Source organism: Pseudomonas sp. SbOxS1 (assembly GCF_013416725.1).
GTDB lineage: Bacteria > Pseudomonadota > Gammaproteobacteria > Pseudomonadales > Pseudomonadaceae > Aquipseudomonas.
The window spans coordinates 140,293-162,819 of the sequence record NZ_JAAVXC010000024.1 but is presented as its reverse complement, the minus strand read 5'-3'; the positions used below and the strand labels follow the sequence as shown (position 1 = coordinate 162,819).

General features: G+C 55.4%; 16 protein-coding genes. 4 read left to right on the top strand and 12 right to left on the bottom strand.

Annotated features, from left to right (window positions below; all coding sequences use genetic code 11):
• Positions 1-493: 493 nt before the first annotated feature.
• The 6 genes from HFK74_RS20215 to HFK74_RS20190 are packed head-to-tail and all read right to left on the bottom strand — an operon-like array spanning position 494 to position 8,094.
• Positions 494-1,921, bottom strand: a complete 1,428-nt coding sequence (locus HFK74_RS20215; RefSeq protein ID WP_180205022.1) for a capsule biosynthesis protein — start codon at positions 1,919-1,921, stop codon at positions 494-496.
• Positions 1,918-2,529, bottom strand: coding sequence for a GNAT family N-acetyltransferase (locus tag HFK74_RS20210; protein WP_180205021.1), 612 nt, complete (start codon positions 2,527-2,529; stop codon positions 1,918-1,920). The genes HFK74_RS20215 and HFK74_RS20210 overlap by 4 nt, the downstream gene beginning before the upstream one ends.
• Entirely contained in the window at positions 2,519-4,027 is a 1,509-nt protein-coding gene (locus HFK74_RS20205) for an LTA synthase family protein (RefSeq protein WP_180205020.1), read from the bottom strand. The genes HFK74_RS20210 and HFK74_RS20205 overlap by 11 nt, the downstream gene beginning before the upstream one ends.
• Positions 4,028-4,031: 4 nt before the next feature.
• Positions 4,032-4,808 (bottom strand): SDR family NAD(P)-dependent oxidoreductase, encoded by a 777-nt coding sequence (locus HFK74_RS20200; RefSeq protein WP_180205019.1) that lies wholly within the window; start codon positions 4,806-4,808, stop codon positions 4,032-4,034.
• Positions 4,805-6,031 (bottom strand): capsular biosynthesis protein, encoded by a 1,227-nt coding sequence (locus HFK74_RS20195; RefSeq protein WP_180205027.1) that lies wholly within the window; start codon positions 6,029-6,031, stop codon positions 4,805-4,807. The genes HFK74_RS20200 and HFK74_RS20195 overlap by 4 nt, the downstream gene beginning before the upstream one ends.
• A gap of 32 nt (positions 6,032-6,063) precedes the next feature.
• Positions 6,064-8,094, bottom strand: a complete 2,031-nt coding sequence (locus HFK74_RS20190) for a capsular polysaccharide biosynthesis protein (protein ID WP_180205018.1) — start codon at positions 8,092-8,094, stop codon at positions 6,064-6,066.
• 1,185 nt (positions 8,095-9,279) lie between these two features.
• Between HFK74_RS20190 and HFK74_RS20185 the strand changes: the two genes are divergently transcribed.
• Positions 9,280-9,546, top strand: a complete 267-nt coding sequence (locus tag HFK74_RS20185) for a DUF6124 family protein (protein WP_368738170.1) — start codon at positions 9,280-9,282, stop codon at positions 9,544-9,546.
• Between the two features lie 133 nt (positions 9,547-9,679).
• Here the strand turns inward: HFK74_RS20185 and HFK74_RS20180 are convergent, their stop codons facing one another.
• Positions 9,680-10,741, bottom strand: coding sequence for a phosphotransferase (locus HFK74_RS20180; RefSeq protein ID WP_180205017.1), 1,062 nt, complete (start codon positions 10,739-10,741; stop codon positions 9,680-9,682).
• A gap of 257 nt (positions 10,742-10,998) precedes the next feature.
• Between HFK74_RS20180 and HFK74_RS20175 the strand changes: the two genes are divergently transcribed.
• Positions 10,999-11,931: an SIS domain-containing protein gene (locus HFK74_RS20175; RefSeq protein WP_180205016.1), complete on the top strand. Its 933-nt coding sequence runs from the start codon at positions 10,999-11,001 to the stop codon at positions 11,929-11,931.
• A 206-nt stretch (positions 11,932-12,137) separates the two neighbouring features.
• Here the strand turns inward: HFK74_RS20175 and kdsB are convergent, their stop codons facing one another.
• Together kdsB and kdsA are read right to left on the bottom strand one after the other, a co-directional pair.
• A complete protein-coding gene (gene kdsB / locus HFK74_RS20170) occupies positions 12,138-13,424 on the bottom strand; it encodes a 3-deoxy-manno-octulosonate cytidylyltransferase (protein WP_180205015.1) in 1,287 nt (428 codons plus the stop codon).
• Positions 13,425-13,455: 31 nt separating this feature from the next.
• Positions 13,456-14,298, bottom strand: coding sequence for a 3-deoxy-8-phosphooctulonate synthase (gene kdsA, locus HFK74_RS20165; RefSeq protein ID WP_180205026.1), 843 nt, complete (start codon positions 14,296-14,298; stop codon positions 13,456-13,458).
• A 671-nt stretch (positions 14,299-14,969) separates the two neighbouring features.
• On the opposite strand from kdsA, the gene HFK74_RS20160 reads away from it, so the two are divergent.
• Positions 14,970-16,052 carry a DUF563 domain-containing protein gene (locus HFK74_RS20160; protein ID WP_180205014.1) on the top strand — a complete coding sequence of 361 codons (1,083 nt, stop codon included), beginning with the start codon at positions 14,970-14,972 and terminating at the stop codon, positions 16,050-16,052.
• Positions 16,053-16,111: 59 nt separating this feature from the next.
• Here HFK74_RS20160 and HFK74_RS20155 read toward each other — a convergent pair whose 3' ends face one another.
• Positions 16,112-17,344 carry a tetratricopeptide repeat protein gene (locus HFK74_RS20155; protein ID WP_180205013.1) on the bottom strand — a complete coding sequence of 411 codons (1,233 nt, stop codon included), beginning with the start codon at positions 17,342-17,344 and terminating at the stop codon, positions 16,112-16,114.
• A 347-nt stretch (positions 17,345-17,691) separates the two neighbouring features.
• On the opposite strand from HFK74_RS20155, the gene HFK74_RS20150 reads away from it, so the two are divergent.
• Complete coding sequence (locus HFK74_RS20150; protein WP_180205012.1) at positions 17,692-17,961, top strand: hypothetical protein; 270 nt, start codon at positions 17,692-17,694, stop codon at positions 17,959-17,961.
• A 174-nt stretch (positions 17,962-18,135) separates the two neighbouring features.
• On the opposite strand, the gene HFK74_RS20145 is transcribed toward HFK74_RS20150, so the two are convergent.
• Positions 18,136-21,078, bottom strand: coding sequence for a glycosyltransferase (locus tag HFK74_RS20145; RefSeq protein WP_180205011.1), 2,943 nt, complete (start codon positions 21,076-21,078; stop codon positions 18,136-18,138).
• Positions 21,075-22,502: a mannose-1-phosphate guanylyltransferase/mannose-6-phosphate isomerase gene (locus HFK74_RS20140; RefSeq protein ID WP_180205010.1), complete on the bottom strand. Its 1,428-nt coding sequence runs from the start codon at positions 22,500-22,502 to the stop codon at positions 21,075-21,077. The genes HFK74_RS20145 and HFK74_RS20140 overlap by 4 nt, the downstream gene beginning before the upstream one ends.
• Positions 22,503-22,527 lie beyond the last annotated feature (25 nt).

The following is a 22,527-nucleotide window of genomic DNA, read 5'->3' as shown; positions in this document are numbered from 1 at the left end:
ACACAAGATCCAAGACCGCCTTCGCCGGCAAGCCGGCTCCTACAGGTCGCATGATTTTTGTAGGAGCTGGCTTGCCAGCGAAGAGGCCCGCAAGCCCGACACAAGATCCAAGACCACCTTCGCCGGCAAGCCGGCTCCTACAGGTCGCATGATTTTTGTAGGAGCTGGCTTGCCAGCGAAGAGGCCCGCCAGCCCGACACAAGATCCAAGACCGCCTTCGCCGGCAAGCCGGCTCCTACAGGTCGCATGGTTTTTGTAGGAGCTGGCTTGCCAGCGAAGAGGCCCGACAGCCCGACACAAGATCCAAGACCACCTTCGCCGGCAAGCCGGCTCCTACAGGTCGCATGATTTTTTGTAGGAGCTGGCTTGCCAGCGAATGGGCCCGCAAGCCTGATGCAAGATCAAGGCAGCCTTCGCCGGCAAGCCGGCTCCTACAGGGGCTGGTTGCCTGTGATATTGATGCGATATTCGAGGCCGTCTCGAACGGCAATGTTCAGAGCATGCCTTTGAGGTATCTGCGAACCTGTCGATACCGCGCACACCCTTCCAGCAGTCCTGCTTTAGGGCGGGTTTTATCAGCCTGGGCTTGCTGCGGGCTGCAAGGCAGGCCGCGGATCTGCGCCAGGGGTTGTTCATCGCCGCACGGCCATTGCAACGCATCCGGGCGGATACGCCACAGTGGCACGCCGTGGGCCTGGGCACGGGCTGGCAGATCGCCCGATTCGTAAGCATGCCACACCATCAGCTTGCCCGTTTCGCGGGCCACAGTCGGGATCAGCTCGGCGCTGTCGCGGGCAAACGTCAAGCGGCCCCAGCGACTGTTGAGCAACCTGCGCAGCGCCGGCCGCTCGCGGCGCGGCACGCCGATCAGCGTCAGGTTGCCGGCAAACTGGCTGTCCTGCCGCTTTTGCCGGGCCAGTTGCCGGGCCACGGTCATGACGTCACAGCGCTGGTCGGTCAGCGGGTCGACGTAACGGCAATAGCGGATATACGCCGCCGCCACCAACTGCACCAGGGTTGGACGTGCCTGGCGGCGGGGGATGGCCAGGCGATCATCGGTCAAGCCCCAGCCGGCATAGAACGGCAGGCCGAAACAGGTCACCGGGATGCCCTGGATCAAGGCCTCGAGCCCGGCCTGGCTGGTGCCCACATAAACCCGTTGGGCCCGGCGCGCCAGGGAGGCCCAGGACACATGACGACTCTCCAGCACCAGGCCGCGTTCGCGGGCCGCATCGAGCAGGCAGCTTTTCTTGTGGCCGGTGACGCAGTCCGGGTGAATCCGCACCCGCACATCCGCCTCGGGATTTTCCGCCAGCGCCGCGTCGAGCATGCGGATAAAGTCCGCCTCACACAGCCCGCCACCGGGAATCGAAAAGTCGCCGTAGGTCTGGTCCACCACAAGCACCAGCGGCCGCTCACGCCCCAGCGGATCGTCATCGCTCAAGTCCGGCGCATTGTTGTACTTGCCGATGCCGCTGCTGCGCATCAGGGCAATCAGTTCCTGCGCGGTGGCCAGATCCGCATCGCTCAGGGTGTGCGGCACCTGCAGGATGTTCTCCAGCAACGACGGCCGATCGGCCAGGTAGTGAATGCCGATCGGATCGACCACCATCGACATCGGCGTATCGCCTTCCACCCCCAGCGACGAAGAACGCAAGAAGCCATCCTCCAGCGCCACGTAGGGAATACCCCAGCGCTTGCACAACACCCGGGCATGATCCGACGAGCTCTTGTAGCCGATCCCGGAAATCGCCTTCAACCCCGCAGGCCGTTGTCGACCGCGTCGCCACAACCACTGCGGCGTTCCTTCAGGGTCGAGAAACTCACCCAGGTGAAAGACTTTCCACATCACCCATTGCGACATGATGCCCACCCAGCCGGGGCCTTCCACCAGGGACTCAAGGGCGACGGGTCGATTCATTTCGTGGGCACTCGTGAAAGGGGTGACAACGTGCGGCGCAGGTTGATGACCGTGGGAATCGGCATCAGGCGGCTGAGCCAGCGCAGGGTGCGGATCGGCACAAAGCCGTGGCGGGCATAGAACGCCCGGGCGGCGAGGTTTTTCGCCTGCACTTCCAGCTCGACTTTTTCATGGCCGCCGCCCAACGCCTGCTCGAACACCGCCTGCAGCAAGGTGCTGGCAATTCCCTGGCGGCGGGCGACCTTGTGCACGCGCAAGCCATACAGGTAAAACCCGTAGTACCACTCACGGCACTCGCTGATCATGAACAGCCCGTAGCGCAGCGTGCCACCCAGCCAGCCGAACTCACGCACAAAGGGCGCGAGGCCTGGTGAAAACGGCCCGAGTCGATGATGTTTGAACGCCGCGTAACCGATGACGCCATCACTGCGAGAGGCAATCAACACCCTGTCCCAATTGATCCCGTCGGCCAACAGGCGATAACGGCAATCTTCGTCGCCGAGGATGAACGCCAGCGAGCCACGCCCCGAGGTGATCCAGCGTGCAATCGCCGGCTCGCGCTGCGCAAGGCTGGAGGCGAGGACGATCTGCACCGGTTCACGCTGCATCGTGTACCGACGCCAGGTGATCGATAAACGCCTTGGCGAGGTGCTCGACCCCCATGTCCGCGGGAGCGCTGGCGCTGCGCGCGGTATTGGACCAGATGAAGTACTCGGTATCGCCATCCGGCTCACCCAGGGCGCCATACACGTCGGGCAGGATCGGCACATGGTCGCCGAAGAAACACAGCCCGGTCGGCGTGTCGCGCGCCAGCAAGTGCTCACGCAACTGGCCGAGCATGCGATTGGCGTTGCCCAGGTGGCGCACGTACGGCGCCAGGTCGCGCAGGTCTTCAGGCAGGGGACGGTCGAACCATTGCGCCAGATCGGCCGCTTCGACGCTTTCCAGGTGCAACGGCCCGTGGTTCTCCATGGTGATGGCATGGATGTACAACGGCTGCGTACGACCCGGCGCATCCAGCAATTCGCGGATCTTGTCCGCCACCGCACAGTCACCGATAAAGGGGCCGGCCTTCTGCTGCTCGGTGAAGCTGCGCACGTCGATGAACTCATCGAAGCCCAGTGCCGGCAGCACCTTGTCGCGACCGTAGAAACTGCCCACATAAGGATGCACGCACACCGTGCGATAACCCCGGCGCTTGAGTTCCAGGGCGATGCTGGCAACGCCCTGGCGTGCCAGGTGGCGATAAGGGTTGAAGCGATGGACGCCGAGCTGGTCGACCTTGATGCCGGTCAGGAAGGCGAACTCGGTACGCACCGTGTTGGCACCCCAGGCCGCCACCTGCAAACGGCCGTGGGCCAGCGCTTCATCGCGCAAGGTGTCGAATTGCTCGAGCACCTGCGCACGAACACCGGGCCACAGCCTGCGCGCATCGAAAAACGATTCACTCTGCACCGACACCAGGTCCGCGAGGGTGGCATCGGCCATGGGCCGTGCTTCCTCGCCAAGGAACGGCGACTTCAATGACGCCAGCGCCACAGGGCGCCGGGCGGCAAAAAAGTACGTCCACAAACTGGCCGCCAAACCCCAGCGCCCCAAGTCCAGGCCGGCGTCGAAGGTCGGCTTCAGGGGTTTAAATCCACCAAGCCAGAGCAGCGCCAGGCCACCGATCAAGGTGCCCGTCGCCACGGCATGGGCGTTGGCACCCACCGGTTCGAAATACAGGCCGCAGGCCAAATACACCAAAAACAGCAGCGCCAAACCAATGGCCTTGCCGATGCCGAAGAACGGCAGGTACAGGCGCGGATAGCGCACCGCATCGCTGAAGTATTCGAAGTCGGCGCACACGAAGGGCTCGCGCAGCGAATGGTACTTGGCGTTGCTCACCAGCACGATCAATAGCCACAGGGCCAGCACGTTCACCGCGCTGAACCAGGCACGGCCGGTGATCAGGTACAGCAAGCCGATGGCGAACCCCCAGGCACCGGCGTGCAACAGCCAGGCGCGCAGCGGGCGACGCCAGCCGGGGCAGGGCACCAAGAGTTTTTCGAACGCGCACGAGAGGAAAAAACCGAGCACAACCACCAGGCTAAACGCACTACTCAACACATCAGGCACCGTAATCCAGCCACCGCAAAATGATCGACGACAGCCGTGGCGGAATAACCCCCAGGGCCCAGCATCCAAGGTTCAGCGGGAACGGAAAGCTGATCCGTGCCTGGTTTGCCGCCAGGCCACTGCGAATCCTGCGCGCGGCCTTGTCCGGCACCCACAGCAAGGGTTTCGGGCCGGGCATTTCAAAGCACATCTTCGATTCGACGTAGCCGGGCATGATCACGTTGATCTTCACCCCGTCCACCGCCACCAGGTCGCGCATCGCTTCGCCGTAGGCCTTGATCGCCGCCTTGCTGGCGCTGTAGCTCGGGGTGGCGGGCAGCCCGCGCCAGCCGGCCAGCGAACTGAACAGGGCGATCTGCCCGGACTTGCGCGCGCGCATCGCCGGCAACGCCGCCTGCACCGTGGCCAGGGCCGCCAGCACATTGATTTCGATCAGCGCCTGGGACAGTTCCCAGATTTCGCCCTCGCCGTTATCACCGGTGGAGGTGTTGACCCCGGCGCCAACGATGATCAGGTCCGGCGCCTCGCTTTCGCTGATCTCACTGATCCAGCGGCGCAAGGCTTCCAGGTCCTGGACGTCGAGCGGCTGCAGCAACACCCGGGCACCGAGGGCGCGGCATTGCACAGCCATTTCTTCCAGGCGATCCAGGCGCCGGCCTTGCAGGATCAGGGTCACCCCCGGTGCCGCGTAAGCAGGCGCCAGGGCACCACCGATGCCGCCGGTGGCACCGGTGATGAGAATGCAGCGTGGAGACTTGTGCAGCGTCATAGGTACTGTTCGATCTTCGAGGTTTTCGCCATCAACACTTCCAGGGAGTTGTTCACCGCCATGTCGATGCCACAGCGGGTATAGAAGCCGCCGTTGACCTGCGTGGTGTGAATGACCGTGCTGCGAAAGCGTTGAAACAGCGTGGAGTCAGGTGGTTCCGGGTGGTCCCAGAACGCGTCGAGGCCGCCCTGGTGGGTCAGCCCCTTGAGGTTGTAGATCGGGTCGCTGAGGGCGATGGTTGGCACGTTGTGCATCAGCGACGAGCCGCCCACGGTGCTGTTGACCGTGACCACGCCGGCGACATGAGACAGCAGCGTCGGCATGTGCCCGCTCTCGAGGAAATCCACGCGGCCTTCGATGCCCAGCTTGTGGGCGATGCGCCGGGTGATGCGCTGGTAGTTGACGATGCCGGGCGTCAGCGGATGGTTCTTCACCACCAGCCGCGCATCGCTGCCGGCATGCCGGGCGAACGAGCCCATCACATGCTTGAGCACATCCTTCATGTGGCGGAACGGCGAGTGATCGCGGATCTGTGCATCGCTGTCCAGTTGCAAGGGCAGCAGGAAGGTGCGGTGACGGTTGCGCACCACCTCACTGATCACCTCGGAATCGCGACCCTTGGCACTCAACAGGCGAAGGCCCTGGCGAATATAGCCCGCATACTCCACCGCCGCGTTGAACGGCGCGTGGGTCTTGTAATGGGGAAACACCACTTTGTTCAGCGCGCCGCCGACGTGATACATCACATCGTGCAGGGCCCGGGAGGCAAACGACAGGCGAAACTCGTTGCCGTTGTGATAACGCGGGATGTACTTGCCCACCTCCCGATACCACTCCGGATCCCGGGGCAGCAGCGAATGACTGTTCACGCCATTGCGCTCGAGGGTAATCCAGTAGGGTCGGAAGTAGCCTTCCTCGAACACATGCACACGAATACCCAGCGACTTGGCCAGCGCCACCGCCGGTTGATGCACCGGCCGGCAGTCGCCGAACAGCACCACGTCGGTGATGTGCTCCGCCTTGAAGCAGTGGTTGTAGAAATCCGCCAGCTGCTCGGGGCGCGCCGAGTAAAACACCCGCGCACCGCTGCCATACAGGGTATCGCCCATGTTGAAACTGACCGACTTGACCCGCTGTCCCTCGTTGCGCAGGGCTTGCGCCAGGCGCGAGAAAAACGGCGAACTGACGCCCTGCAAAAACAGGAACGAGTTGCGCGGCTTCACCGGCACCGGACGCAGCGAGCGCTGCCTGGGAATCAGGATTGCCTGAGGCGTGGTTTCAAAACCGTAAGGAACAAACGCCGAATCATCTCTCGCCATGTTGAAGTTCTTCCTTGCGTTGGTACTTCATCCCAGTTCTGGATCTCGATAAGCGTGCGTTCAGGCGTGGTAAATTTTCGGGTGATGCGGCTGACATAAGTCGGGTAGCGGATCAGCGTCGCGGCCACCAGCTCGTCCAGGCTCAGGCGCCGGGTACGGCGCGCCTGGACGTCCGGGCTCAGGTCGCGATCCTGGGTCAACCCCCAACCGGCATAGAACGGCTGGCCATAAGTGGTTACCGGCACGCCGCGCAACAAAGCTTCGAAGCCCGATTGCGAGGTCAGCACATGCACCTCGTCGACCTCGGACAACAGCGAGTGGAAAGGCACATCGCCCACCACCTGGTTGCACCAGTCGCTGGTGCGTTCTTCGTCTTCGCCGGCCTCACGTGTGCCGGCCAGTACTTCGGGGTGCGGCTTGTACAACAGCCACGCCATCGGATGACGCTCGCGCACCGCCTTGAGCAAATCCAGGTTGCGGTGGATCCGGTGCGCGCCATAACGAATCGACGCATCCGACTCCACCTGCCCCGGCACCAGGATCACCCGCTCGACACCGGCCGGGCGTTTCCACGGGGTGCCGGGCAGGTTGTACTTGGTCACGCCGGCCACGCAGATCGCTTCACGCAACGCCGCTGCCCGCTGCAACAAGCCCGGTGCACAAGGCTCGTTTTGCAAGATGTGTTCCAGACGTGAAGGGCGGGTGGCGTCGTAGTAAATGCCCAGGTCGTCGAACACCCAGGACAGAGGGCGGGTTTTCTTCGCACCCAGGCCGACGGAGCGCAGGAAGCCGTCTTCGACGCGGCCGAGGTGGCGAGTTGATTTTCCGGACAGGGGCGTATCGTGCTGGCAACCCCAGGTGATCACCGGAGCGGTCACGTGGCGACGGGAGAAACGCCCGAGAAACCGAACGGATGAGCCGTTGAAGAAGTCGAGCACCAAGGGTTGTTTCCACTTGCTGAAGCCGACCATTTGCAAGTCATGGGGCAAGCGACTGCGCATCCGTCGCTGCAAACCCAGCCACGCCAGCACGGTATCGACCTGACACGGCGCACCCGTCTCCGGGTCGACGTAGCGCGGATATTCCACCAGCGCGGCATGCAGCAACTGCTCAAGGCTGACCGGCTGACGTCGCTCAGGCGCGGGCAGCGCATCAAGGGTCAAACCCCATCCGGCATAGAACGGCATGCCAAAAGTGTGCACCGGCACGGCCCACAACAGGGCATCGAAGCCCAGTTGCGAAGTCATCACGTACACCGCATCGACGGCCGACATCAGCTCGGCAGGGTGCACGTTATCGCTGATCACCTGCACCCGCGGATGCTTACGCAAGGCCGCCAGGTCGAAGTGCCCCTGCTTGCGCCCGGCCACTACGTCCGGGTGAACCTTGACCACCACCGTGCTCTGCGGGTGACGGGCCAGCGCAGCGTCGAGCATGCGCTGGAAATCGGCGGCAGTGGCACCTTGTAGCGAGGCATCGCCACGGGTCTGATCAGCAACCAGCACGCAAGGCTGCGGCAATGCGCAGGCCTCGATCCGCGCGCCGTTGTACTTCGACACCCGCTCTTCGCACCAGCTCGCCTGCAAGGCACGGGCACGCAGCACCTGCGCTTGGGTCAGCGGTACGGGAATCAGTTGTTCGAGGCGAGAAGGAGCGCTGGCGTCGTAGTAGATGCCCACCGGGTCGACAACCAACGACAGCGGCGGGTCTTCAGCACCGAGTCCCACCGAGCGCAAAAAACCGTCTTCGACCGTAATCAGCGGCAACCCGCCAGCATCGGCAGCGGTCTTGGCACGCAGCGCACTGGGCTTGCGTCCCCACGCCAACACGTCATCGGCCTGGGTAATGTCGCCCACCGTACCACACAGCAGCCGATATTCAGGCAGCAAGGCGGGGAGCGTGGAGATCTGTTGCGCACCCTTGGACAGAATCAGCAAAGAGCGACGCGGTGGAGCAGCATTGTCCATAAAAAACAGCGGATATCCATAACGGGCGCACTCTTCGGTCAGGCACAAATCATTGCGTGTGCCTGGAGGAAATGCTCAATGAAATTTGCTGCGGATGATAATACAAACGGACGATTGCCATTCATAAAAGTAGGAGGATTCTGACGACTTTTTCACATAATTCGTGATTTCCCGAAACACGTGCAGACCCCGCCAGCCAGCGGCCCGATGAGCGGCAGCTGCGGCGCTCACGGGCCGATTGACAATCATAGAAAGCCTATCCCCCAGCCTAAGAGCGGACTTGCCAGAGAAGACGTCGGCAAGCCCGGGACCGGCGTTTTTTACAGCCGCACTAAATGACGCGATGACAGGGTTCAAGAAAGAAGGCCGGTTCCAGGTAATCACTCGGTGCATCAATGGCGGGCTCAATGGACGGACAGATCGGCTGAAGCTGTGGGCGAAGGCTTCGACGTGTTAGCGTGATCTCGCTGTCGAAGCCTCTCTGCTGGCTGTATGCAAGGCGTGCGTGCGTGATTTGAATCGATAGGATTTTCGGGCGAATAATACAGGTCGTCTTCGTCATCCCGCAGGTGGCAGTACCACCCATACAGCGATGCCACAAGGGTGACAACGATCATGGCTATGAGGATGAAGACTAGATAACGCATCGTACTCGGCTGCCTTTAGTGGTGCGAGTGTATGGTTGAGATGCGTCCTTGCTGGTAAGCGAATTTAAGCCACTTGGAGAAACTGCTGTCTGTAGGGTAAAGCCCTACATGAGGGTTTTTTTCCCCTAGATGCAGGAGCCGGCTTGCCAGCGGCGGCGCCTATCCAAGCCAATCTATATCGCCTAAATTCACTCAACCTCCGAAGAAACATCCCACAACCCTTTCAGGTTGCCCCTCGGAAGCTGCATCTCTAGCCTTTGCCCGCCGCTGTCAAATCAGCGGCCGGGGCTGGCAACCCCGAAGTGTAAACGGCGCTAAAGCGCCCTTCATAACGAAGGATTGCGCGCTTTTAATGTGTGCACTCCGTTATGGCGGCTGTGCGCTGGAGACCTCCGTGTCTACCGGGTTGCCGTTTGCTCGTGTTTCCAGCCTGCGTACAGCTGCCACCCCTTCGCCTGGAAGCGGATGGGGGGCATCTCAAAGCATCAAACGGAGCTTCATCATGCCCAAACCTTTCCCCAATCCCCCCGAAACATAAATTGACCTGCACCTGAAACCCGCAATCCTCAAACCCTGCGCGTCCCACAATCCCAGCTCGATGTTCGTCGTCGCCCCAGGCATCGACACTGAAACGCTGCTGGCCCACGCCTGCCAATCGCTGGCGTCTGCCAGTGTCATGGCCAGTGATTTCGCAACATTCGTGGATGGGCCGCTGCGCAGCATGCTGCTAGGTATCCAGCAGGTGATCATGCTGGCTGATATGGCGGTGAATCGAGCGCTGGATAATCTTGATCCGCAAGGGTGATCACGTACGCAAAACCCCGGGCATGAAGACGCCCTCCTGTCAAACAAGCCCATTGTAGGAGCTGGCTTGTCGGGTCGCCGCATCGCAGCGAAGGCGTCCTCACCTCAAACAACGAACGTCCGTATCGACTCGCCTAACGCCCCGAAATCAAGGGTAGTGCCAACAAGTACTCATACTTCTCAAGCAACAGATCCAGCTTGCCCCGTCGCTTATAGTCAGCAATGGTCGTGGGCCGCAGGAAATACCAGAGAGAGTTTTGCAGGAACAAGTAATCCAGGTTGCGCAACGCCTGTTGCTGGTCGAACCGAGGGTCCAGCACTTCGACATAGGTGGCGAGGAACTCGGCGCGAACGCTGATAAAGCGTTCCATGTCACTGCGCCGGAATACCGCACTCACATAGGAACCGCCGTCAAATCCGACACGCCCGATCTTGAACTCGCTCCAGTCGATCATTTGCAGACCCTGGGGCGACTGGAAAAAATTCTTGCGCAAGTAATCCATATGACAAAAACAGCGCTGACTGTTTTTTGCCCGATTGGCCTCCCGACGCACTATCGGCCGTAGTGCGAGAAGTCGACGGGGCAGGTCAGCAAAGCGGTTATCGTCTCGAGCCAATTTCACAAGGGAGTGCAAATAGCGCTCGAAATTGAAGCGCGGCCGCACTAGATACCAAGGCCGAAAAAAATCCATGGTCCAGAACTTGGGAGCCTGCCACCAGGCCGAGAAGCCGAGATATCGACTGGACAGATTCTCGATTTCGGCAATGCCCGGCGCCATGATCTTGGCGATAGATGCCAGGCGTGGCGGACGGCCTTGTACATAACTGGTAAAAATCAGGCTTTCCCACGGTGTCTCAATGACGCCCAGGCAAATTGGGTGCTTGAAATGAACGCTTCCCCATAGCACGTTGCGCTCTCGATAAAAGCGTGACTCAAGACTGGGGATAAAGAGAATTTTGCGAATCGACTTTTCGATCACGTCAACCGTGGCGCCGGTACGGAGATCCGTTATTCGGTGATGCCGAACGTAATTGACGAACGAGGCATTGGACGCCAAGCCGGTCGTGACGATGCTGAAACCATCAGCTCGATACGCAGGCAGGAAAAAGCTCAAGCGTTTTTCCAGCGTGGAGCGGCTTAACCAGAAAGCATTCCTGTTGCTGGCGAATATTGTGGTGTTCGAATCGATACCCATGCGTTCCAACTGTAAGCAATCATCCATTTTTTGCCTGACACACCAGTGAAGGCGGCGCGGTCCTTGCCCACTTCCCCGTAACAGTTGACCAGAAAGGGCGCGATAGTACGGATTCTGTCCATTGATTGCCAATTATCTGGCGCGTAACGACTTATTCTTGGGAAATTTCCTACAGACGGAAGTCTATTGGCGTTCCATGACCGGTGTTGAGCCGTTACCATACGCGCCTTCAAAATCAAGGAACGATAAGGTCCCCCATGAATCACCTTCCGATTGCCAAAGAAGCCCTCTGCGCCCAGGCGCAAGCCATCAGTCAGCTGGCGGAGCGCCTGGATGGCGAATTCCAGCGTGCGGTCGAACTGATCCTCGGTTGCAAAGGTCGCACCGTCGTGTGCGGCATGGGAAAATCCGGCCTGATCGGGCAAAAGATGGTCGCGACCTTCGCCTCCACCGGCACCCCGAGCTTCTTCCTGCATCCGGCTGAAGCCTTCCACGGCGACCTGGGCATGCTCAAGCCGATCGACGTGCTGATCCTCATCAGCTACAGCGGCGAGACAGAAGAACTGATCAAGCTGATTCCAAGCCTGAAATCCTTCGGCAACAAAATCATCGCCATGACCGGCAACGGAAAGTCGACCCTGGCCAAGCACGCGGATATCTGGCTGGACATCTCCGTCGAGCGAGAGGTATGCCCAAACAACCTGGCGCCGACGACCTCCACCCTGGCAACCATGGCCATGGGCGATGCCTTGGCCGTAGCTTTGATCGAAGCCATTCAATTCAAGCCGATGGATTTTGCCCGCTACCACCCCGGTGGCAGCCTGGGTCGCAAGTTGCTGACCCGAGTCAGCGATGTCATGCACACGCCAGCACCGATCGTCACCCCGGCCACCAGCTTCCACGACTGCCTGCTGGTGATGACCCAAAGCCGTATGGGCCTGACCGTGGTCATGGAAGAGGGTGCGCTGGTCGGTATCGTCACCGACGGCGACCTGCGTCGCGCACTGCTGGAAAACGAAGGCGTGATCCACACCACCGTTGCCCACTTCATGACCGCCAACCCGCACACCATCAAGGATGATTCGCAGCTGTCGGAAGCGGAAGCCTACATGCTCGACAACAAGATCCGTGCCCTGGCCGTCACCAACAGCGCCAACGCTGTCGTAGGCGTCGTCGAAATCTTCGACTGATACCGTCAATCTCCAGGCGCCACCAACTCCTACGATCCAACGCGCTCACTGTAGGAGCTGGCTTGCCAGCGAAAGCGCCCGCAAGGGCGCCTTCATTTTCAAGCGTGCAAACGCTGCATCCCGCGTAGTCCATATATCGATCTGCAGAAACGAAAACGGAGCCCAACATCGGCCCCGTTATTGTCTTCCATGAACGACTCGTCGGCTTACTGCGCCATCTTCGCCATCACCTGCGCATAACCCGCCGCAGTGCCCAGTACCGCATCCTTGCCCTGAGCAAACAGAATACTGTCCGCGACTTCACGGAATGCACCGGTACCGCCCGCTGCGCTCAGCACATGGGTGGCCGCCGCTTTCACGTACACCGGCGCATCCGCCACGGCAAACGACAGAGCGCAAGCCGCGAAGGCCGGCAAGTCAATGCAGTCGTCACCAATGCACGCCGTTTGCGCGGCGCTGACACCGGCTTCCGCCATCAACTGGTTGCACGCCGACTGCTTGTCCTTCACGCCGAACTGGCAAAGGGTAATGCCCAGGTCAGCCACGCGCTTGCGCAACGTTGCCGAATCACGCCCGGACAACACCGCCACCCGCACACCGTTTTCTTCCAACAACCGCATGCCCATTCCATCGCGCACATGGAAGCGCTTCAGGCATTCGCCAGTGGCGTCGTAATAGATGCCGCCATCGGTAAGCACACCATCCACATCGGTGATCACCAGACGAATATCGTTAAGGGTCGGCTGTGGGGCAGGGGCCTGGCCGCTAATCAGCGCCCGCACTTGCTCCAGGCACTCCGGTGTGTCCACGCCCGGCCCGGTCGGTTCGACCTCGTACGCCCGAATGCAGTAACCCGCGGCCATCAGCCTCAGTTGCTCGAGTTTCTCTGCATGCTCCAACATCGGCTGTGGCAGGCTGCTGTAGTCGGCCAGCACATCGCGACGATAGCCGTAGACACCAACGTGCTTGAGGTAGTGCGCGACTTCGCCGTCCCGTGGGTACGGAATCGGCGAACGGCTGAAGTACAGCGCGTTACCGTTATTGGCCAGCACCACTTTCACAGTGTTGGGGTTGCCGGCTTCGTGCGCTTCGATCGGGTGGCACAGGGTGCCAACCTTCACGCTCGCATCAGCGAGCATGCCCGCAGCCAGCGCCTCGATGTCCGCTGGACGTACCAGCGGTTCATCTCCTTGCAGGTTGATGTAGATGTCCGCATCAATCTGCGCCATGACTTCGGCCAGGCGGTCGGTGCCGGAGGGGTGATCCGGCGAGGTCATGACGCATTCGCCACCGAACGCGCGCACTGCTTTCGCAACGCGTTCGTCGTCAGTGGCGATCACCACCACATGAGCATTGGCGACTTGCAGGGCGCGTTCGTAAACGTGTTGCACCATTGGCTTGCCGGCAATATCAGCCAGCGGCTTGCCCGGCAGGCGAGTCGAGCCATATCGGGCCGGAATGACAATCGCGACTCGTTGTTCTGTACTTGCCATGTTCACAATCCTTGTTTCAACAGATTTGGCTTCAGGCAATGTTCAGTGGCGGGAACGACTTGACCAGATCATCCAGTGCCTTGATCTGCGCCAGGAACGGCTCCAGTTGATCCAGCGGCAGGGCGCTTGGGCCGTCACACTTGGCTTGATCCGGGTTCGGGTGAGCTTCCAGGAACAGACCAGCCAGGCCAACACCCATGCCGGCACGGGCCAGTTCAACGACCTGCTCACGACGACCACCCGATGCAGCGCCCGACGGATCACGCTGCTGCAGGGCATGAGTCACGTCGAAAATGATCGGCAGGTTCGCGCAGGTACGCTTCATCACGCCGAAGCCCAGCATGTCCACGACCAGGTTGTCATAACCCAGGCAGGTGCCGCGGTCGCACAGGATCAACTGGTCGTTACCGGCTTCCTTGAACTTGTGCACGATGTTCTGCACTTGCGACGGGCTCAGGAACTGAGGCTTCTTGATGTTCACCGGCTTGCCGGTTTTGGCCAGAGCCACTACCAGATCGGTCTGGCGGGCCAGGAATGCAGGCAGTTGCAATACGTCAACCACTTCGGCGACAGGCTCGCACTGGTAAATCTCGTGGACATCGGTAATCACCGGTACGCCGAACTCAGCCTTTACCGCTTCGAAAATGCGCAGGCCTTCTTCCATGCCTGGGCCGCGATAGGAGTGGATGGAGGAGCGGTTGGCTTTGTCGAAACTGGCCTTGAAGACATAAGGAATGCCCAGTTTCTCGGTGACGCGCACGTATTCGGCACAGGCGGTCAGGGCCAGGTCCAAGGATTCAAGGACGTTGACGCCGCCAAAAAGGACGAAGGGGGCGGTGTTGGAGCATTCGATGGTTGGGGTGATTTTCAAGATCTATAGTCCATTTTGGAGAGTTTTTGACGCGTTGATTCATTCAACAATTAATTTTAATTGTTTTTGAGAATATGGTCTATTTTGGTTTTATCAGTTTGAAAAAGCTTATGGGCAATAAAAGCTATTTGATTACTCACTTGTGCCTGATGTCATGTTTTTGTCGCCACATGGTTGAGGGGACCTCGCGTCTTTCGGTTTTGTTGACGAGCCTCTGGATCAAGCGATCTCCTTCGCCAAAGATTCGATTCGATCGAAATCTTTACGCATAATTCCTAGGAGCAATGCCTGGCCACCTCATAGCTACGACATTTACCGAGCTATAGAGAGCCTTGCATGGACCGCATCCACACAACGTTGCTCCCTTCATTTGCTCCGTCTCGTGCCGGGGCAATTCTAGGAGGGGGCCTCTAGCGCCGCAATTCCCAAGGGCAACGCTAAATAGGCACACGTTTTGCTAGAACATATTCGGTTTGTGTAGCAAAATTGGCCTGTCAAACAGGGGGGTGAGCAATGCCGACACCACAATGCTCAGATATTGACTTCGCGCTGAATAATTCCCTAGCTACCCAATCCATATATAAGAAGCAAAGTAGGGTCTGCACGAAAAGCCTAAAAGTATAATAACACTGCAGCATGCATCATCCGGCACAATAAATTTGGATCAAAAGAATATGATGTTAACAGGAATAAATGTAAGTTTAAAAACAGCGGCTGAAAATTCTGGCGGAACATGGCATCCAGTGGATTTGCAGCACGAAAGCTACGACTGGATTAAGAGAGAGCGAAAGCACGTTGAGTTTGGTGTGGCTGAACTCAATAACGTAATTGTGAATCATGCTTCGCAGATTTTCTTGCCGCAGCATGACATGTGTGTGCTTGACGAAGGTTATGTAAACGCACTGAAGTGGTTTCCGATGCCTCACAGTATGGAGGGCGATCGGTTTACTGCGACGATAGATAAGCCTATCACTGAAATTACAGCTCCTACTGTGTTGGTTGGAGGGCAGAATAATCACTGGCATATGCTAATGAACTGGCTTCCAAGAATCATGCTTTTCGAGAAAGTATTTGGAACTGCGTCCCGTTATTGGATAGCGATGCATTCAAGGCCTCACCCTTCTCAAATGGACTTCCTTCGGCTTCTGAAAATTAATACCGATAAAAGCATGGTATATAATGAGCCGAATTATGGAATAACGAAAACTTTCCACTTTTTTAAAAAATTATACGTTCCAACATTTTTCTCAAATCATACTTTGAATCCGGCGGTAATTAACTGGTGGAGAGATGAAATTGCGGAAAAGCTGAACAGGACAGGGCCTCAACTTTACAGTGGTGGTATCTATGCCAGCCGCCAAAACGAAAAAAGGGTGCGTAGACGAATTCGAAATAGTTCAGAGCTTGAATCCGCCTTGGCGGTTAAGGGGATTCAGCCAATATACTGCGATGATCTATCACTCCAGGGGCAGGCTCGAGCTTTTAGCGAGGCCCCAGTAATCGTAGGCGCGCACGGTGCTCAGCTAGCAAATCTTGTATTTGCCAAGCCAGGCACTAAAGTTATTCTCTTTGAATATAAAGACATAAGCGAGTACGAAGCATTATGCGATATGGCGGGGTTGGAGTGCCATAAAATCATAACCCCGCAGGTAGAGGGGACGCCTGAATTTGGCGGAAATGCTACTGAGGAACGCCTCCGGGATTTCGAGGTAAATATGTCAGACGTTAATGGTGTGCTGTCTAAAATATACGGTTAGAGTAAAGCAATTCCCCCCTCCTTTCTCCAGAAGGGGGGAGTTTCTAATGCGTCGACATCCTACGATTGCTGTGTTTCAAGCGCTGCAAGGCACTCGGGAGTTTTGGCAAGAATCTCAGCCCCCGCACAGTCACCAAGCTTTCTTAAGATCTCAATTTTCTTTTTATACAATGCTCCGATGTTTGGGGATGCAGTGAGCCCTTCGTTTACCTCAACTAGAGCTTCATCATATTTTTCGAGCTTGATGTAAAGATGGCTAATGTGAACTCGATAAAAAGGGTTGCTGTTATCTAAGAAGCAAGCTAATTTGGCTGAGTGTAGCGCAAGCTCTAACTTCGATAAGCCTAGTAATACTTCGCTTTTTTGGCGATGCAGTACGGCCATGTCACTGTGCAAGCTTAGGCCTTTATCTATAAGTTGCAATGCGCTTTGGTATTTTCCATGCTTTGTTAGGAGTTTGCTGGCGCGCAAAATAATTAATGGGTTAGAGTCCAGCTGAATTGCTTCTATGAGCGAGTCTACTGATTCAGGTAGTTTGCCCATTGCTTCTAATATTGTGCCCTTATGAATAAAAAGAGATGGCGTAGATTGGTCAAGCTCAATAGCTTTGTTGATAACAAAAAGCGCGCGGCTGAATTTCTTGTTTTTGTAGAGATGAAAGGAGAGATTTCTCAGGTAGGACTTCGAAGTTTTCCTGGATGTTCGAAAATCTGTATTTATCACATCACTTCCAAGGAAAACATTTAATGCCAGTTCTTTTAGTTGGTTTGATTCAAGTAGGAAGCTGCTAACTGGATGTCCAGCAAAAGGAAGTTCCAGAAATACATAGTTTTCTGCTGGGATCAGTTTCTCAAATAGTTGGGCGTGCGCATTATCTAAGTCATGTGGATCATAAGCAATAACGTACTTGCATTCTTTGCTGATGGACTCTGGGGAGATTTGGTGGTTCCAGAGGATTTTATTCGAAAGTTTTTCCCATCGGCAATCAAATTCATCAACTATTGAATATTGGGGGGAGAGTGCTAGTACTGCATTGCAGCCAATATATTTAGAGAACTGAATTGCTGCATAGCCACCCATGGATGAGCCATATGCCACAACTGAGCTATAGCCTTTTAGATTAATTATTCGATTTATTTCTTCTAGGAGTTCGATTGTTACTGATTGAAACCAATCATCGTTATCGCACTTAAATGCAATCACATCAATTTTATTGCTAAGTAAGAATTTTCCACCAAAGCCCTCTCCCGTCAGCGTCCTATTACCACTTGGGCTGAAGGTAATTGCAACCATGTGAGGAGGGATCAGTGGGTTATGGTAGTAGTCAACGCAGAGGTTCGAAGACTTTATTATTGTCCCATTAACTATCATTTACGCCAGCTATATAATTAAATTGAATGATTAAAAAGCGCTAACGGGCATAAAAATGACCGAAGCTTGGGAACGCATCATGGTGCCCATGATGCAACCTTAGCAAATCTATCTCAAGCCAATCTTGACGTCGTTTTTTTGACGCTTGTGGCATGCTTTTGCGGAGTTCAGGCATTAATCTGAGGTGGGCGGATCAAGACGCGGTTAGCCTAAATCTCAGCTACGTGTAGGAGCTACCAGCACTGAGGGAGGCAACGAGACGTACAGTAATGTCGGTTGTCATCGAAAACCAGCCATTCTGCTCGGAGCCGACTGAAAAAATCAACGTCACAGGTCGCATCTCAGAAACCACTGGTGGTTACCTGGCGGGGAAGTGGAAAAATCTTAGCTTTGTGTTGACGAGGGATATTGGCAGTCGGAAACGTCGTGCCGAGCCTTCGACCCAGGTATTTATCATCGGAAAACCAAGCTGGATAGTTAGTGCCATGTTCAGGAAACGACAGAAGATGAGTGATTCTATAGGTTGGTTTAGCTTGTGAAAGTAATTGGCTAAGCGCGATTTACTAAATAGCTTACGATAATGACGTCGGCTGAGGTCGTGGGGGGTAGATGGAATTGTGTTTATCTGAATGCTTAAGTGGGCAGAAAGGTAATAAAAGTCACTGTTTGGATACTAAAAAACGGACTGTCATTTTGATGACAGTCCGTTTCTATTAGGCTGTTACTGGGTAGAAGTATTCATCAACATAAAATTCGTTTGCTGTCATTGCTTTTGGTTTTATAGCGGCTTTTGACGAGATGATGGTTATTGAAAGTAAGTTCGATTCGCCGGTCGCCCTTTCGTCAGCATTGTTTATAAATTTGATTTCTGCGCCAGTTGCTTTTTTGAAATGTGCAGAAATAGTCTCTTCTGTCACTAAGGGGCGAGTGTTTCCGTTAAGCCACAGGTACGTTTCTGGTTCGAGCATGTTGCGGACTTCGATTTTACTCGCAGTACCCAGTGCGGTAACGTAATTTTTATAGTATTGCATATACTGCGAAGCCATTTGAGCTGGTTTTGGCGCAGCTAATGAGTTATTAATTACAACTCCATTTTTCAGTAGAGCTGATTCGATAACTTTTCTGTTGGCTTCCATATTGTCTAGGCGGATTAGGCTTGCACTGAATAGCTGGTGAACTAGAGCCTCAGTCCTAAGCTTAACGGTATCATTATCGATTTTGTTAGTAATGATCGTCCTAACGGCTTGTTCAATATGCTCTTTATGGAAGGCATCAAGAGTGATCCCTTTTCCAGAATAGACGCTATGACCAAGCGCAATAGTTGGGCGTTCGAGCAAAATTGATTCTAGTCCAACGGTTGAGTTGATAATCACGTTCGCAACAGAGTGTTTCAACATTGTGTGTAGGTGTAGTGAGTTATCAAATGTAATGCTCGGAAAGCGCTTCTTCAACTCCGAAAGAGTAATTGTGTTTTCAGGGTGTGGACGGCAAACTATTTTAATGCCGGTGCGGCGTGATACGAGCTTAAGATCGTCGATCACTTCAACCATCTTTTTATAGATGGGCGAGTTGAGGATGATGTTCGAATCGCCTTCAATCTGCATTGGAAAGAAAATATATCGGCTAGTTGCTGCTAAGCCGATGCGCTTAAGAACGTCGTCCCGAGATAGAGTGTTATCCGCGTCTTTGCCGACGATCGTTTTGCCTTGTGCACCGAACTGTTCAATGTATTTTCTTGCTATTGCGCGCTCATTGTTGTTGATCAGTGGTAAGTAACTTCCAGCTATATAGCTCTTGAAGTTTACACCCTGTGGATCAAATACAAGCGTGTCAGGCAGCAGTCCGCGCTCGACGTGGAAGATCGGAAGATTCGAAATTTTTGCTGCGACTTTCATCAGGAAGATGAAGTGAGGTCCATTTCCATTCCAGCCGACAATAAAATCAGGAGAGGTTTTGGCGATTCTGCGCAGAATGGAATCTAGAATTAAAATGGCATGCGCTGCCACATCGATAAGCTTTTTACCTTCAAAGTGCTCGGGAAACATCTCTTTGTATGTGTTGAGATCGTCGGTAATATTGACGCCTTTGAGGTTTATTTCTATTTTTCCCTCTGTATCAAGTTGTGTCTGAAGGTCAGCTTTTATACTGGCTCTTTTTTTCTTGTCCAAGTCAGGTCTGGTTGCATGCGCCAGGTAACCTTCAGATAGAAAGCGATTAGTGCGTGCCGCATCCATTGTTATGAATTCAGAATATATGCCAAGCTTCTTGAAGTTTTCTGCTAATGCAAGCTTGTAAGAGATGAGGTAGTCAGCATCGGAGCTGTAAATAAGTGCTTTGGTGCGGCGTTGAATGGCACTTGTCGGTATGGAAGCAGAAGTGCTCTCACTCGGCATCAACTCGGGGCGATAGGTGAAGTCGTTGTTGATGATCGTATTATAGCTTATTGCGGCCGTGCTTTTGCTATACATGCTTCTGGCAAGCAAGTAAGCATTTTTAGAGATTTTTGCGCGGTGTGCATTGTCAGTCAATAGCTTGAGCACGGCTGCTGAAAAGCTGCTGTTGTCGTCTGTAATGATGCAGTTCACGCCGTCGGTGCCCTCAATGCCATCCATGGAGAAGCTGGTGGCTACAAGGGGCATTCCGTGAGAGAAGGCTTCAATGTTTTTGACTTTCATGCCTGCGCCGCTCACGATCGGTGAGACAACTACTTTTGATGCGGCATAAGTGTGGGTCAAGTTTTCTACTCGCCCCAAGTATATAATACTGTCGTTTTTTAGTGCTTTCACCGATGCGATATTGCTCACTTCGCCAGCAATGGCAAGGCGGACGCTAGGCATTGCCTTTCGAATTGCTGGAAGGCAGTGACGGATAAAGTTTTTGATTCCTTCTGCGTTAAACGGCGACGCAGATCCTACGAAAAGAATATCGTATATTTCTTTTCCGGGAATGTGTTTGTATTGGAAGTCATTGAATGCAGGAAGCGTCAGAATTTTTTGTTCTGGTAGCCTTTCCTTGATTTCCCTGGTTTCGTTCGGGTTGATCGAAATGACATAGTCATATTTCGAGAGAAGACCAAACTCTTCCGCCTCGAATTGTTTCATGTCGATTTGTTTTTTGAACGTCCCGCTTTTTATCGCAGCATTAATGATGTTCGTTTGGATGTCGTGCGTGTCAACGATCTTTATTCCACTATAAGAGCGAGGAATTGCTCGGTCCAGCTTTACATAATTGACCAGAATGTGGCTTGGATTGATGTCCTTGACCATCTGATGAACAAGTTTTTTGTAGCTGTCCGGGCAGGAGTCTCTATTGGAGACCTGGCCCTTGTCGGTGAGCTTGTGGAGTTTTGTGAGAAGCGGGTTGGCCGGTTGCTTGTTGAATCTCGGGTGCCTTCTTACTTCCACTGCCTCGATCGTGGGATAGTGGTTTTTTATTTCCGCTTGAACGGAGGCCGAGCTTCTATCCTCTTGATTGAAGTTCAAGATAGCTAGCGAAACCTTGTGTCCCGCTTCGAGAAGTACTTTCAGAGTCTGGTCGATACGGCTCTGATTGCCCTTGAAAACCGGAAACGGGATTTCAGGAGTAAGAACGAGGATGTGCTTTTCTTGTTTCATGAGACTAGGTTTACCAATGAGGAAATGGAGATAGGTATTCATGCGGGTTCGGTAGCTACGTCTACTCGACCGTACCTATCTTCAAATCGGACGATGTCATCCTCGCCCAAATATCCACCTGATTGAACTTCAATCATTTCCAGAGGAATTTTCCCCGGGTTCTCAAGCGCGTGTACGACGCCCACTGGGATGTAGGTCGACTGGTTTTCGGTTAGCAGTATCTGTTTGTCGCCAATCGATACTTTCGCCGTGCCAGTCACGACAATCCAGTGTTCAGCGCGGTGATGGTGCATCTGTACCGAGAGCTTTTGCCCTGGTGCAACGGTGATGCGCTTCACCTGATAACGTGGTCCGTGGTCAATGGAGTCGTAAGCACCCCATGGGCGGTACACTTTGCGGTGATTTGTCGCTTCAGTGCGCGCGCTCTGTTTGATGCGATCAACCAGCAGTTTTACGTCTTGCGCTTTGTCCTTAGCCGCGACCATCACAGCGTCTGCGGTTTCGACCACGATGACATCATCGAGACCCAGTACGGACACCATGCGGTGCTCAGCATGAACGTACGCATTGCGGGTGGCTTCGAGCATGACGTCGCCGCGGGATGCATTTCCCTGGGCGTCCTTTTCGGCGATTTCCCAGACCGCAGACCATGAGCCTACGTCGTTCCACCCGGCGTCCAGCGGTACCACAGACACCTGGTTGGATCGCTCCATCACTGCATAGTCGATGGAAATGTTTTCTGCAGTTGCAAAAGCCATGGTGTCCAGGCGGGTGAAGTCCAGGTCTTCCTTGGCATTTTTCAGTGCGGCCTGTACAGCATCCAGCACTTGCGGGGCGTGTTCTTCCAGTTGAGCGAGCATGCTTGATGCCTGGAACAGGAACATGCCGCTGTTCCAGTAATAACGGCCATCAGCCAGGTATTGCTCTGCGGTGGCGAGGTCCGGTTTTTCAACAAATTCTTGAACAGCCTGAATTTCGTCGGATTTCTCTGCAACGCGAATGTAGCCATAACCTGTTTCGGCTTTGTTCGGTACGATTCCGAAGGTCACTATCCGGCCGTTACGGGCTGCGGGTGCCCCGATTTCGAAAGCCTTGTGCAGTGCATTCAGATCATCGAAGACGTGGTCGGCAGGCAACACCAGCAGCAATTCGTCCCTGCCTGTAGCCAAGGCCTTCACGACCGCAGCGGCAATGGCAGGGGCGGTGTTGCGGCCGATCGGCTCGAGCAAAATAGCTTGAGGGTTGATGCCGAGTGCGCGGCATTGTTCTGCCACCAGGAAGCGGTGGTCTTCGTTGCTGACCACGATTGGGGTTAGCGGTCCATCCTGGATGCCCGCCAACCGCGACAACGTCGCCTGGAACAGCGACTGGTCGCCGTTGAGAGTGAGGAACTGCTTTGGGTGCATGGCACGCGAAAGCGGCCAGAGCCTGGAGCCTGAGCCACCAGAAAGTATTACCGGGATCATGTAATTTCCCTATCGCTGATCGAAA

What these genes read in the sequence shown, in the direction of transcription:
- HFK74_RS20215 (WP_180205022.1), bottom strand. Translation starts at nt 1,921, where the DNA reads ATGAATCGACCCGTCGCCCTTGAGTCCCTGGTGGAAGGCCCCGGCTGG.
- HFK74_RS20210 (WP_180205021.1), bottom strand. Translation starts at nt 2,529, where the DNA reads ATGCAGCGTGAACCGGTGCAGATCGTCCTCGCCTCCAGCCTTGCGCAG.
- HFK74_RS20200 (WP_180205019.1), bottom strand. Translation starts at nt 4,808, where the DNA reads ATGACGCTGCACAAGTCTCCACGCTGCATTCTCATCACCGGTGCCACC.
- HFK74_RS20190 (WP_180205018.1), bottom strand. Translation starts at nt 8,094, where the DNA reads ATGGACAATGCTGCTCCACCGCGTCGCTCTTTGCTGATTCTGTCCAAG.
- HFK74_RS20180 (WP_180205017.1), bottom strand. Translation starts at nt 10,741, where the DNA reads ATGGGTATCGATTCGAACACCACAATATTCGCCAGCAACAGGAATGCT.
- HFK74_RS20175 (WP_180205016.1), top strand. Translation starts at nt 10,999, where the DNA reads ATGAATCACCTTCCGATTGCCAAAGAAGCCCTCTGCGCCCAGGCGCAA.
- kdsB (WP_180205015.1), bottom strand. Translation starts at nt 13,424, where the DNA reads ATGGCAAGTACAGAACAACGAGTCGCGATTGTCATTCCGGCCCGATAT.
- HFK74_RS20160 (WP_180205014.1), top strand. Translation starts at nt 14,970, where the DNA reads ATGATGTTAACAGGAATAAATGTAAGTTTAAAAACAGCGGCTGAAAAT.
- HFK74_RS20155 (WP_180205013.1), bottom strand. Translation starts at nt 17,344, where the DNA reads ATGGTTGCAATTACCTTCAGCCCAAGTGGTAATAGGACGCTGACGGGA.
- HFK74_RS20150 (WP_180205012.1), top strand. Translation starts at nt 17,692, where the DNA reads ATGTCGGTTGTCATCGAAAACCAGCCATTCTGCTCGGAGCCGACTGAA.
- HFK74_RS20145 (WP_180205011.1), bottom strand. Translation starts at nt 21,078, where the DNA reads ATGAATACCTATCTCCATTTCCTCATTGGTAAACCTAGTCTCATGAAA.
- HFK74_RS20140 (WP_180205010.1), bottom strand. Translation starts at nt 22,502, where the DNA reads ATGATCCCGGTAATACTTTCTGGTGGCTCAGGCTCCAGGCTCTGGCCG.